General features: G+C 40.9%; 9 protein-coding genes. 5 read left to right on the plus strand and 4 right to left on the minus strand.

Annotated elements, in window-relative coordinates; all coding sequences use genetic code 11:
• Window positions 1–31: 31 nt before the first annotated feature.
• Both PTET_RS15510 and PTET_RS15515 read left to right on the plus strand, forming a co-directional pair.
• Window positions 32–1429 (plus strand): 5-methyltetrahydrofolate--homocysteine methyltransferase, encoded by a 1398-nt coding sequence (locus PTET_RS15510; protein ID WP_096038857.1) that lies wholly within the window; start codon window positions 32–34, stop codon window positions 1427–1429.
• Window positions 1430–1574: 145 nt separating this feature from the next.
• The gene (locus PTET_RS15515; protein ID WP_096038858.1) at window positions 1575–4796 is read left to right on the plus strand and encodes a S41 family peptidase; all 3222 of its coding nucleotides are present in this window, start codon (window positions 1575–1577) and stop codon (window positions 4794–4796) included.
• A 92-nt stretch (window positions 4797–4888) separates the two neighbouring features.
• Here PTET_RS15515 and PTET_RS15520 read toward each other — a convergent pair whose 3' ends face one another.
• The gene (locus tag PTET_RS15520) at window positions 4889–6190 is read right to left on the minus strand and encodes a DEAD/DEAH box helicase (protein WP_096038859.1); all 1302 of its coding nucleotides are present in this window, start codon (window positions 6188–6190) and stop codon (window positions 4889–4891) included.
• 261 nt (window positions 6191–6451) lie between these two features.
• On the opposite strand from PTET_RS15520, the gene PTET_RS15525 reads away from it, so the two are divergent.
• The 3 genes from PTET_RS15525 (at window position 6452) to PTET_RS15535 (ending at window position 8364) form a co-directional block, all read left to right on the plus strand.
• The gene (locus tag PTET_RS15525) at window positions 6452–7540 is read left to right on the plus strand and encodes a hypothetical protein (protein ID WP_096038860.1); all 1089 of its coding nucleotides are present in this window, start codon (window positions 6452–6454) and stop codon (window positions 7538–7540) included.
• A 12-nt stretch (window positions 7541–7552) separates the two neighbouring features.
• Window positions 7553–7906, plus strand: a complete 354-nt coding sequence (locus PTET_RS15530) for a hypothetical protein (RefSeq protein ID WP_147154738.1) — start codon at window positions 7553–7555, stop codon at window positions 7904–7906.
• Between the two features lie 188 nt (window positions 7907–8094).
• Window positions 8095–8364 (plus strand): hypothetical protein, encoded by a 270-nt coding sequence (locus PTET_RS15535; RefSeq protein WP_147154736.1) that lies wholly within the window; start codon window positions 8095–8097, stop codon window positions 8362–8364.
• 408 nt (window positions 8365–8772) lie between these two features.
• Here PTET_RS15535 and PTET_RS15540 read toward each other — a convergent pair whose 3' ends face one another.
• The 3 genes from PTET_RS15540 to PTET_RS15550 form a co-directional block, all read right to left on the minus strand.
• The gene (locus PTET_RS15540; protein WP_096038862.1) at window positions 8773–9960 is read right to left on the minus strand and encodes an alpha/beta hydrolase-fold protein; all 1188 of its coding nucleotides are present in this window, start codon (window positions 9958–9960) and stop codon (window positions 8773–8775) included.
• 263 nt (window positions 9961–10223) lie between these two features.
• Window positions 10224–11732, minus strand: coding sequence for a TnsD family Tn7-like transposition protein (locus tag PTET_RS15545; protein WP_096038863.1), 1509 nt, complete (start codon window positions 11730–11732; stop codon window positions 10224–10226).
• Complete coding sequence (locus PTET_RS15550) at window positions 11701–13149, minus strand: TniB family NTP-binding protein (protein WP_096038864.1); 1449 nt, start codon at window positions 13147–13149, stop codon at window positions 11701–11703. The genes PTET_RS15545 and PTET_RS15550 overlap by 32 nt, the downstream gene beginning before the upstream one ends.
• Between the last annotated feature and the right edge of the window lies 1 nt (window position 13150).

Consider the following 13150-nt stretch of genomic DNA (forward strand, 5'->3'; position numbering starts at 1 on the left):
CGCTAAAAAATTATAAATAAAGGAAATTAACATGACTAAACTATTCAAATTAAAATTAATTGCACTGGCAATAAGCAGCACATTAATCACCGCTTGTGGTGATGCAGAAACAAACATTGTTGAAAAAGACCCAATAGAAGTACCTGATGACGGCCACGATCATGGCGATGGTGGCGACCACGGTGATGAATACACTATTGATTCATTAGGTAGGCTTGCGATACTTGCTGGCGATAGCAACGAAGCGAACTTTTTCGACTTAGACGACAATGAGCTTCTTGATACATTCACTCTTACTAATGATTCAAACACGCTATCGTCGTCACCTGATTTTCGTTATGCCGTGATTGCTAGCCGCGCTCAAGATTACCTCGGCTTTATAGACGGTGGCTTATGGCGTGAAGATCACGGCGCACACCTTCATGATTACGAACAAAGCCCTGAGTTTAGCAGTTATGAGCTAACTAGCGGCAGTCGCCCTACTCACTTGGTAAAGCACGATGGTAAATTAGCGGTATTTTACGATGGTGATGCAGCATCAGGCACAACTGCGTCTGTTGAAATATTAACAGATAACGACATAACAAACGCAACAGCGACCTTACCTGGTATTAGTTACGACATTAATATGCATGGTGTAGCAGAACCTCGTGGAGAGCATTTATTAGCGACCATTCGCCGCGATGATGCACAGAGCTCATCAAACGCTAAAATTTTGCCGGATCAGGTAGGTGTTTATCACTTTCATGATGGCGAATACGAACTTGAACAAACGTTAGAGTTAACATGCCCTGATTTGCACGGCGCAGCACAAAACCATGATTACGTAGCCTTCGGCTGTAGTGACGGTGTGCTATTAGCCCATCAACATGATGACGAGTACGAAGCTGAAAAAATAGCGAACATTGCAGCCGTTGGCGATTTACGCATTGGTAGTATTTATGGCCACGAAGATAGCGAGGCCTTTATTGGCGTAGCGTCTGGTCACGGCGGCGGCCCTGCAGTGCTCTTAAGCATTAACCCTGCGGAAGCTGAAATGGAAGAACTAGAATGGCAACTAGCCGATGGCGCAAGCGCTGTTTCTTACTCTTTCTCAGCGAATGGCGAGCACTTTTTAGTTTTAGACAGCCTAGGCTTTTTAAATGTGCTTGAGGCGCATGCGCACGACGATCACATACACTGGGAGCTAGCAGGTCAAGTTGATATTACACAAGAAGATGTAACAACAATGCCTGAAGGCATGAAGTTTAGTATGACAGTAGCGCAAAATGGTCAGTTTGCTTACGTAGCCGACCCAATAGCCCAACACGTTGTGCAAGTACACCTAGAAGACTTAGAGATTGAAGGCGAGTTAGAACTTACATTCCCACCAGCCGCGATCACTTGGTTAGGTATTGCACAAGAGGAAGAACACGCACACGAACATTAATTTTATATCTGTATTTACTTAAAGGTTGGCGCTTTTTGCCAACCTTTTTTATTCACATTTTGTAACAGACCTTTTATCGTAAGTGCATCGCTATTTTTCACCTTATTGTTATGATGGGATAGCTATTAATATAGGACGTAATTCCATGAAAAAACTAACAACATTGGCTCTTGCCTTGGCTGCAGCAATCGCGCCGGGTGTATCGGCCTATGAGACTAAAGACACTCGTTTACTCCGCTTTCCAGATATCCATAACCAAACCGTTACCTTTGTCTACAGTGGCGATATTTATATTGCGAATACGCAAACAGGCGAAAGCAAACGCTTAACCGACCATATTGGATTTGAAACATTTCCTAAGTTTTCCCCTGACGGTAAGCGCATTGCATTTTCAGCCGAGTATAACGGTAGCCGACAAATTTATGTGATCAACAGTGACGGTTCAAACCTAAAGCAACTTACTTATTATAATGACGTTGGCCCAATGCCACCGCGTGGAGGTTTTGATTACCGCGTTTTAGATTGGACCGCCGATGGTAAAAATGTGCTATTTAGAGCTAACCGCACACCATGGGGAAAACGTATGGGCCGCCCTTACATGGTTCCTGCAGATGGCGGACTTGAACAGCCATTAGCGATTCCAGAAACTGGTGGCGGCATGCTATCTCCAGATGGCAGCAAGTATGTTTATACGCCAATTGACCGAGAGTTTCGTACGTGGAAACGTACTCGTGGTGGTCGTGCGCAAGATGTATGGATTTATGATTTAGAAAAAAACACCTCAGAACAACTAACTACAAACCGTGCAACCGACCAGCAACCAACTTGGGTTGGTGACAATATTTACTTTGTGTCTGACCGTGATTACACGCTAAACCTTTACCAGTACCGCAAAGGCAGCGAACCAAAAAAACTTACCAACTATAAAAACTTTGACGTACTTTGGCCTTCAGCTGGCCCAAATGCGATTGTTTATGAAAACGGCGGTTATTTATATCGCTTTGACGCAAAAACACAAAAAAGCGCTAAGCTAAGCATTAACATTGCTGGCGTGCGCCAATACGCAATGCCATATAGCAAAAATGTTAGCGATTTTATTGATTCTATGTCGCTCTCTCACGATGGTAAACGCGCTGTATTTACTGCCCGTGGTGAGTTGTTTAGTGTACCAATTAAACAAGGGCCTACACGCAACTTATCTTACACAGAAAAAAGCCGCGAAATAGATGCAAGCTGGTCACCAAATGGGCGCTACATAGCCTACATGAGCGATGAAAGCGGCGAGTACGAAATTTACTTAAAAGATCGCAGTAAAAATAATGCTATTAAGCAACTCACTAGCAATGGCACTATTTGGCGCTTTACGCCCATTTGGTCACCAGATAGCTCTAAATTGTTGTTTTCAGATAAAAACAACACACTTTGGTGGTTAGATGCAAAATCGGGCAAGCAACACAAAATTGATACCGGTATTTACGACGAAGATGGCATTACTCAATATACTTGGTCGCCTAACAGCCAAGACATTGTATTTGTTAAAAATAACGAAAACCGTTATGCCTCGCTATGGCACTACAACCTTAAAAAGAAAAAGGTAACGCGCTTAACAGACGAAATGAGTAATGAGCAAAACCCTACTTTTTCGCCTGATGGTCAATACCTTTACTTTAGCTCAGAGCGCGACTTTAATCTGGCATTTAGTAGCTACGAGTTTGATTACATGTTTAATCGAGCAACCCGTATTTATGCAGCTGCAGTAAACGATAGCGTTAAACCGCTTATTGCCTTACAAAGTGACGAAGCCACGATTGTCCAAGATAAAGAAGATGAAAAAGAAGACGACAAAAAAGTTAAAAATGCACTGCAAAGCAATGACTTTATGCAACGTGTTACCGCACTTAATGCCCCAGCAGGCGATTACCGTAGCTTAACCGCAGTAAAAGACGGCGTACTGACTCTTGCTAATGGCGGTTTACAGCTAATAGGCACCGATCACAACAGTGAGCTAGAAACAGTCGCCAAAGGCGTTAGTAATTACACCATTTCAAGCAATAGCGAACACCTACTTGTACATACAGATGGCGGTTACAGCTTAATTGAACCTAAGCCAAAACAAGATTTAGACGCAAATAAGCTCGATTTAAGCAAAATGACGCTTAAAATTAATCCGCAAGCAGAGTGGCAACAAATGTATGTAGAAGGTTGGCGCACACTGCGCGATTGGTTCTACGACGAAAACCATCACGGACAAGATTGGGATGCTATTTTAGCTAAATACCAACCTATGGCTGATGCCATTAGCCATCGTAGCGACCTTGATTATGTTCTTAGCGAAATTGCCGGTGAAATTAACTCTGGCCATATTTATGTGCAGTCGGGTGATATGCCTAAAGCAGAGCGTAAAAACCATGGTTTATTAGGCGCTAAGCTTGCAAGCGACCCATCTGGTTATGTAAAAATAGAACAAATCTTTAAAGGTGAAAACTGGCATGACGATTTCCGTTCACCGCTTGGCACCACAGGTGTAAAAGCACATAACGGCGATTACATTATTGCGGTAAATGGCCGCTCAGTTAAAGACGTTGCTAACTTTTACGAACTCCTTGAAAACACCCAAGGCGAGCAAGTAGAGCTAGTGCTAAACAACAAGCCGCGTAGCAAAGGCGCATGGCAAATAACTGTAAAACCGATAGCAAGTGAGCAAGGCCTACGTTATTTAGACTGGGTTAATTCGCGTGCAGCCTACGTTGATAAGCTATCAAGTGGGCGTATTGGCTATGTGCACCTGCCAAATACAGCCTATGAGGGTAACCGCGCCATGTTTAAAAACTACATGCCGCAAACAACCAAAGACGCCATGATTATTGATGACCGTTACAATGGCGGCGGTTTTATTCCTGAGCATATGATCACCTGGCTTGCGCGTAAACCGCTTAACTATTGGAAACGCCGTGGTGTAGAGCCAACTAAAACACCGCAGTTTGCACACAATGGTCCTAAAGCCATGCTAATAAATGGCTATTCAAGTTCTGGTGGTGACGCAATTCCTTACTACTTCCGCCAAGCTGGTCTAGGTAAGCTAATTGGTACCCGTACATGGGGTGGTTTAATTGGTATTTCTGGTAACCCAAGCCTTGTAGACGGCGGGCAAGTAATTGCTGCTACATTCCGTATTTTAGATACAAAAGGTAACTGGATCATAGAAAACGAAGGTGTTGCACCAGATATTAAAGTAATCGATCGTCCTGAGCTTATTTATAAAGGCCAAGACCCATCAATAGAGCGTGCTGTACAAGAGTTATTAAAGGAGCTTAAAGAAAACCCTAAGCAACCTTTAGTGGTGCCACCAGCACCTACTGATTTTTAATTTGCTGCTTAGCAATATTAGCTAATAAAAAAACCCTGCAAATTTGCAGGGTTTTTAATAATTCGAGTTTAATGACTTATATGTATTAAGGCTTATCTTTTTCTCCAGCCGCTCCATACGTCATCTTCTTGGTTGGCTTTGTTTTTCTTCTTTTTCTTACCGGTACCTTCAGGCTTTGCCATTGGCTTATCATTTTTAAGTGCTTGTGCGGCATCAAGGTTGGCTTGGTTTACAGCAAAGCCTGTAACCTCTTCGCGCTCTAAACGTAGTTTGTTTTTCTTTTCAATAATTCTAAAGTGATGAAAGTCTTCATAATCAATTAACGATAACGCTAAACCTACTTCACCGGCACGGCCGCTTCGGCCAATACGATGCATGTAATCAGCAGGGCTGCGCGGTAAGTTAAAGTTAATTACTACTGGTAGCTTTTCAATATCTAAACCACGGGCTGCAATATCGGTAGCAATAAGCACTTCAATCTCACCCGCTTTAAACTTTTCGATTACCCGAGAACGCTCGCTTTGGCCTTTATCACCATGGAATACTTGTGCATTCACGCCACGCTTTTCAAGTTTGCCCGCTAAATGCTCACAGTCTTTTTTAGCATTGACAAAAATCAGCGCTTGGCGCCATTTGTGCTGCTTAATTAAGTGCGCTAAAACCGTGGTTTTCTCGCCTTTATTAACCGTAAAAACGCGCTGTACAAGCGTGCTCTCTTCTTTACTTTGTACTTGTATTTCAACAGGGTTGGTTAACAGCTCTTGCGTTAAAAGCGTTACTTGCTCTGGGAAAGTCGCTGAAAACAACATGGTTTGCTTTTTAGCAGGCATAAGCGCTAATAAGTTAGCCAACTCTTCGGTAAAGCCTAAGCTTAATAAGCGGTCGGCTTCATCAAGCACTAAGGTATTTACTTTATCGAGCTTAATGGCGTTGCTTGATATTAAGTCGAGTAAACGCCCTGGGGTTGCTACGATAATATCGGCACCACCACGTAGTGCCTGCATTTGGGTATTAACCGACACACCACCAAATACCGCCACCGTTTTAATGGCGCCATTAAAGTTAGCAGAATACGATTTAACATTATCAGCTACTTGCACTGCCAACTCACGGGTAGGTACCAAAATAAGCCCTGAAACAAAGTTATCTTTGCTCGGCGTTTTATTCGCGCCTTTTGCTAAAAATAGCGTTTGTAGCATAGGCAAAGCAAAGGTTGCTGTTTTACCTGAGCCGGTATTTGCCCCCGCAATTAAATCGCTACCAGCAAGTACATTTGGGATCGCCTTAGCTTGAATTGGCGTAGGTTGGCTATATTGCAAATCAGTTAAACGAGCTTGTAGCTCTGGAATAAGGCCAAGATCGTTAAAAGTACTAGGGCTTGCGGCTGAGGTCATATTTATTACGGGCTTATTGCTAAAAAGTAGCCTGTAATTTTAGCGTATTTAGCAGCTATTAAGTAGAGGTTAGTGATCTAAATAAAATGCATCTTGTTTTATTAAACGATGATTCACTGAATATCACTTTGCATTAATACTATTTTTCACATACATCAATCATTACAAATAATAGCTGAACACGCTGTATTATTGATTTCAACATTTCAAGTGTGTTATTTTTGCGGCCTGATGGATTAATTTTAGATACAAGGAAATGTCATGTCTCAATTTGATTTATGTTTCAATACGAAAAGTCGAGCAAGTTTACCTTTTAACAGTAATGACTTAGAGCAATTAAAGCGATTTAGAGAGGATAACCCTCATATTATAGGTAACTTTATACCTCAAGGAACCCCGTTCATTTTAAGAACTCCACAATCTGGGGATATGAGTGATTTCAGGCGCTCTCGTCCTGACATAGCTTGTGCACTTGATAATACGGTGTCTTGGCCTGAGCATACAAAGAGAAATGTCAGTACTATAGTAAACAACTTCGGTGATGAAGATGCTTTGGCTATTGCCGCGCTATACGATGCGGAAATATCTCCATATGTTGATAAAGTAAGAGGTTTAACGAGTCAACAAGTTCTTGGAAGAAATCTTGATACCTTGACTGCCACTGGCGCAGCACTTACTTCATTAGAGTCAAGCCAAGTGAGATTAAGTACATTTGGAAAAGCGATTCTAAAATACCAAACTAGCTTAATTGAAATTAGAAAAGCATCGCAGAACAAGCAACCTAAATTAGAATTAATCAAACTAGGTAACAAAGCTAAGCAAGCCCATCTAGAGTTAAACACTGAATTTAAAAGAGAAATGGTTAAATTCAAAGGCAAAGTGAAAGCATCTGCACGGGGTAATATCTGGTCTAATGCGCAACGAGGCATAGATACAGCAAGAAGCGCAAGAAGTTCAGCTCCCTTGCAATTAACTTCTTTAGCTAACATACAGCACTTACGTAAATTAGAGCAAGGATCCAACATTGCAGGAAAGTTTGTTATTGCGATTGATGCTGGTCTTCGAGCTGATAGCGTTTATGACGATTACAAAGCAGGTAAAGACTGGCAGCGCAGTGCAGTAAGGGAAGCTACAGGTTTTGGTTTAGGGACAGCTGCAGGAGCCTATGTTGGCGGTACGACTATAACCGCAGGGGTAGGAATAGCAATTGCAATGGGTCCAGTTGGCTGGGTAATTCTTATAGGTGTAGGCTTGGGGGCTGGTTATGCTGCAGGTAAAGTTGGTGATGCTGTTGGAAAGGGTTTCTCAGGTCTAGTTTATGACCTTAGCTCTAATATAAGCTGGTTTTAAGCTATGTATCTTATGCCTGAAACTTTTTACTGGATAATAACTGGGCCATTTATAATTGCTTTTCTTATTTCAGCTTTGTGCTTCACTCGTATTTCAATGAAACACATAGAGAAGAAAATGCGTGAGGAAGGGATACATGAGCCACTTTGGGATAAAGGACTGGGCATAAGAGTGAGCATGTATGGCAAAGTAATAAGGCGGCAAAAACCCGCAAAGGCGACGGTTGTTAATGACGAAGCAATTTTACGACACGCCAGACCTATCGATTTAATTTTAGCTCGCACAATGCATTACTCTTTCGTAATTATGATGACCCTAGCTGTATATGGTTATTTTGCATATGACTTAGGTGAGCGCGCTTATTAATTTTGTGCCTAAATTATAATCGTTAGGTGTTATGTTGATAAATCATCTTGCACCTTAATATATGCTTACTTCTCTGATATGAATTGGTTTTAATCATGTACATAATTCCCGAAATCATTTATTTTATAGTGTCGCTTCCAGCATTGATATTTTTCCTCATTTCAACCTTATGCTTTACGCGTATTTCAATGAAGCATATTGAGAAAAAAATGCGTGAGGAAGGGATACATGAACCACTTTGGGATAAAGAGCTGGGCATAAGAGTGAGCATGTATGGCAAAGTAATAAGGCGGCAAAAACCCGCAAAAGCGACGGTTGTTAATGACGAAGCCATTTTGCGACACGCCAGACCTATCGATCTAATTTTAGCTCGCGTAATGCATATATCATTTATAGGTTTGATGTTCGTAATTGCCTATGGCTACTTTGCCTATGATTTAGGTAATCGCGCAGACTAAAAAGGCGCACAAAGCGCCTTTTATATCAAACCTGTCGCCTATTGATTTTAAAATTTTTAGGCGACTTTGCCAAATAGCATGGTTCGTCAAAATCTGTGCTTTCATTTCCACTTTGTAGTGCGACAGTAACTGTAGTGGAATTGTATATACAATAGAGGCAATCACATGGTTTACACGCATGGTCATCTGACTCACAGTATGAGTATTTACCAGTAAACTCTTCTTAGTCTGCAATATCATCAGCAAGTAATATTGCTTCTTCTAATTTGTTTGGTAAAACTTTAATCACCTTAAAAATCACTCTTTGAACCTGAGCCCTACTCTTGTAATTAATTTAACTGTCACCGTGAGCACTCCAAACTTAAAGAGGCAATCATAAAAAAGCCAACAACTAAGTTGGCAATATTATTAGTTCTTGCTAAGTTCTGCTTGTAACCTAGCTTTTGTTTCTTTTAAGTAATTTATATAAGGATATGAGTCATCTGCAATGACTAAAGCAGACTCCATCTGTTCAAGTGCTTGACGAGTATCACCTTGCATTTCATAGCCATAAGACAAGGCTGAAAGCGCATCGACTGATTTGGGGTGATTTTTTATATTGTATTTAAACACCTCAATAGCACGGGTAAATTGCTTGCTGCCCGTTAGGTTATAACCGAGTGATCTAACAGCACGGTCTGGTGGAGATATCTGCTCACCCCATTGCTGAGATAATGTTTTGTAATAAGCATCAATAGAGGCTACATCGTCAGTTAAAGCACTTATAGGCATTTGTTTAGGTAAAAATAAGTTGTAATAGGCATTAAATACGCCAGCAGCAGCGGTTAAGTTATGCGAGATACCATCAAACGCATCACTAGAGAAGCGTAACCCTCGCACTTTATGCGATTGTATAGTTTGCTGCAATTCATCGTACCTTTCACGCATTATGCCGGCTTCTTCGCCAATATTGGTGTAAACGTAACTGTTAAGGTCTTTCGTTTTAGCTATAAACGATTTTGTACTTTTTACCATTGCGCCATAGTTCCACCAAACCGCAGGGCTATAAGCAATATGCGCTTGAAATAGTTCGGGCTTTGCCTGCAAAGCATACAACGCAAATACACCGCCCGCAGAGGCGCCAGCAATAACCTTATAGTCATGCGTGCGATAGTTTTTATTAACTAAAGGAATGAGCTCTTGTTCAAAGAACGCTAAAAACGCTGTAGCACCGCCCCCTTCACCAACTGGGCCCTGAGGTTCCTTGTTCACTGTAGGATACATATCTCTAAGTCGATTAGTGTTTTCGATAGCGACAATAATAACCTCAGGCGCACGATTATCATTTTGTAAACGCTCAATAACAGCACTAGCAAGCGGTATATTAACCGCGCCATCTAAGCGATATATAACAGGATATACCTTATTTGGCTCAGCTTGATAACTCTTTGGTAACTGCACAACAACTGTGCGTTCTTCATTTAAAACAGTAGATTTAATAGTGTGCGTGTGCACAGAGTAATCTGTACTTTGCTGTTTAATGCCAGCTTGTGCAAATGCATTTTGTGAACTAAAAGCAAAAAAGCTAACAAAACAAATAACGGTTAATAAACGCATGACTAATCCCTTAGAGAATAATAAGTTACTTAAGCTAACAGACTTTCAGGCACAAAAAAAGCGCCTTAAGCGCTTTTTTAACATTAATCAAAACTGTGCACGTTAAATAATGTTCGAAACTGAGATGCTCTATAAATGTATGATCTTAAATAGAAAGTACGATCCCAGCCAATTTAAAGTGTACGCTCCCAGTTTCTACTTCTTAAAGTTCGCTACTAGATAACTTCGCAACTAAACAAAATAGGTATTAATCACTTTTTAGCTTAACTATCCGGGTAAAAGCAGCTCAAAAACCTCGATGCAACCTCAGTTATGCGCACATCATTCAGCCCAGATTTTCGAAGAACTAACCACCTTGGTAGTGACATGTCGTCGCTATTTTTTAATGTATAAGTTAATCTCCTAATTTGATAGTCAGATACATCTTCTGAATATCTTCGAAGAAACTCAGCGGTTAAAGAAAGTTTATTGAATTGCTTTTCAATTGATGTGCCTTTATCCAAATGGCTCAGGTACCATTTTTGAGATCTTCTTGGGCCTTCAAGGTCATACAAATACAAATCCCTAATTTCTACTAATTGGCGAATCAGCTGAACATCTCTTTTGTGCCAGTCAACTCGTGTATTAATGTATGGTATAGGCTGTTTATATCGAAGGTTAACTTTAAGTAGCCAACCTTTATCGTGCCTGTATAGCCAAGCATATATAGCAGCTCCATTACCTGTACGAGCAATTTTAGTTCCTCTGGTTTTAACCAAATTGTACCAATCTTTTTTATAGCCTTTTAACTCCCTATCAGTGTGAGTACAACCCTTATATGTTAGTTCTTTTCCTAATTGAATTAACTTTACGCACCTTAAAATTTCAATAATATTCGCAGATTCCCCTTTAAGTGCATAAATAAAAACTAAGTGCTCAAGATAGCTGAATGACCTCCGGTGTTTTCTGGTAATGCAGTGTAGCCAACTAGATTCTGATTCACTCGGAACTAGATTCATGGCGCTAAGCCAAAACAAAGGCCAAGCTTTTAATATCGCTGATTTTATCTTTAGATAGTCGACATAATTACCCTTGCTCATACCAGCTTCGTTCACTAGTTGATGGTAGAAAGCCGTCCATTGGCTATAGCTTGCTGAAGTTTCAGATCCTTTCTCAAGCAAACCCATTACTTGATTAGCAAGCCAATAAAAACAATGAAACTCAGATATGGTGTTCATTTTAATATCGTCGAGCGAGATAATTGATAAGGGTATATATTCATGTCGCTTAGATACTGAGTGATATGGCTGCACTGAAACTAACTTTGCTTTATGAACAAGGCAGTATTCAACTCCACTAATCTGGTGTACTCGCATCCAGTATGGCTCACCCAAAGTGTTTAATTGCTCGGAATAACATTTAGGACAACACCGAAGGTGATGTAACTTTGGAATTCTTGAGCAGGCATACCCAGAGCGTAAATGCACCGCTCCATATGATTTACCTTTCAAAAGTTCTAAACATTGTACTCGACGGTCTTCCGGCATGAATGGCGCATATAATGGAAATAGCGTGTTGTTATAAGTCAATTGTTCGCTTGAACGCAGGGTTAAAGAGTTTGTTACACTCAGAGCATTAAGTCTGGAAGGGAAGTTAATTGTCGATATTGCTGTTCGAGTATCCATTGCAAGGTCAATCAATCGCTTGGGACTGACCTCACAAAATTGCACTCTCGCTCTCGCTAAAATGCTGTATAACAGCTCATCTGGATAAGGTTTGGGGAAATTTATCATGAAGAGTGAAATCTCCAATTGGCAATACGAGTCCAACTTCCTTGAGCATTAAGTAATAATTGTCCTCTTTTTGTTGAGATGCTATGTAACGCAAATCATCTTCAGGCAGAGTCTTCCATTGTGATTTTGATATGCGGCTAAAGTCTTTTCGCTGCATGGATTCCAATTTAGGCATTTTACGACGCTTTGGCTTTGAAGCTGGCAGCGGCAGAGGTTTAGCTGATTTATCGCATCGCTTTTCACGAGCAATGTCAGAGAAAAACGAACGGTGCTGGCTAAAGTACTTTTTCTGTACTCTCAACATTAACTCTTTAGAAATGCTTTCCATTCCCGTATTTATAGCCTCATGCAGGCATCGTGCATAAAAGCGCACTGCTATTCCAACAACACCTTTACATGCGTTAAACCATATTTCTTTAAGTTCTTTATTTAGCTCAATATCCTGCGCTTTCAAGCAGTTAAACTTCCAAAGCCTAGCTGTAAATCGAGACCAGCGATCAGATAGTTCTTCGTTTTCACTTGCGAAAGCACAAAGAGGATCCCAGGTAAGCTTTTCCGAACTTATTTCATTAATGTCATAACAATCAACATCACTCGAAAGCATAACAACAGGAATTATGTCAGCAAGACCAGCTAAGTGTTCAAATAACAATTCTCGTTTATCGGTAGGCCAATTCTGAGTCGATTCTAATGAGTCAATGATCAAAGTTCCCACATTATAGGTTGTTAGAAGACTCCTCATTTTCATAAATGCAGCGCATACACTAGGGGCCACCTTCACTTCTTCATCAAACTTGTCTCTTCCTAAAGCAAGCTCTAAGGCTTCAAGGAACCGGGCGCAATACTCAAATAGATTGGAAGCCCCTTTCAACTCAACTTTTAAATACACGACTTGAACTTGAGAAAGCTTCCCATGCCAAACTACTTGCGGATAGAGTGACAAACAACGCTCAATTGCTGCCGTTTTACCACAGTTCTTCGGCCCTACAATGGCGGTAATCTCTCGGCGCTTTTGTATTGCTGTGTCGTCATGCCAAACATGGGGACTACCGCCCATAGCTAACATTAGGTTATTAGATAAGACTCGACCTTTATTCCTAATAGGAGCCTTATTTTGATACCCGCTTTTTATCGTCAAGTCTAAGCGATCGTACAAATCAACAATCTCAGGCACTGAAACATAAAAACTATCAATTAAAGACTGAATACTACTTTTCCGCCGGCTATCTTTGTCTTCAGCTGTTGCCTTAATAACTTGATCATTTTTAAAATGAGCCTTTAATGAGCCCATATCTAATGTATCCCTGAGCACATCCACAAATTGATTACCGGTTGTGTCATCAGTTGAAATCGTATCTTCAGCTCGCCAAGCTTTTGGTGGTATCGTTTCAATAGGTAATGTCTGCTGTTTTTTCATA

This window comes from Pseudoalteromonas tetraodonis (assembly GCF_002310835.1).
GTDB lineage: Bacteria > Pseudomonadota > Gammaproteobacteria > Enterobacterales > Alteromonadaceae > Pseudoalteromonas > Pseudoalteromonas tetraodonis.

Excerpts from the sequence above, each read along its gene's own strand:
- PTET_RS15510 (WP_096038857.1), top strand. The coding sequence starts at position 32 with ATGACTAAACTATTCAAATTAAAATTAATTGCACTGGCAATAAGCAGC.
- PTET_RS15515 (WP_096038858.1), top strand. The coding sequence starts at position 1,575 with ATGAAAAAACTAACAACATTGGCTCTTGCCTTGGCTGCAGCAATCGCG.
- PTET_RS15520 (WP_096038859.1), bottom strand. The coding sequence starts at position 6,190 with ATGACCTCAGCCGCAAGCCCTAGTACTTTTAACGATCTTGGCCTTATT.
- PTET_RS15525 (WP_096038860.1), top strand. The coding sequence starts at position 6,452 with ATGTCTCAATTTGATTTATGTTTCAATACGAAAAGTCGAGCAAGTTTA.
- PTET_RS15530 (WP_147154738.1), top strand. The coding sequence starts at position 7,553 with ATGCCTGAAACTTTTTACTGGATAATAACTGGGCCATTTATAATTGCT.
- PTET_RS15535 (WP_147154736.1), top strand. The coding sequence starts at position 8,095 with ATGAAGCATATTGAGAAAAAAATGCGTGAGGAAGGGATACATGAACCA.
- PTET_RS15540 (WP_096038862.1), bottom strand. The coding sequence starts at position 9,960 with ATGCGTTTATTAACCGTTATTTGTTTTGTTAGCTTTTTTGCTTTTAGT.
- PTET_RS15545 (WP_096038863.1), bottom strand. The coding sequence starts at position 11,732 with ATGATAAATTTCCCCAAACCTTATCCAGATGAGCTGTTATACAGCATT.
- PTET_RS15550 (WP_096038864.1), bottom strand. The coding sequence starts at position 13,149 with ATGAAAAAACAGCAGACATTACCTATTGAAACGATACCACCAAAAGCT.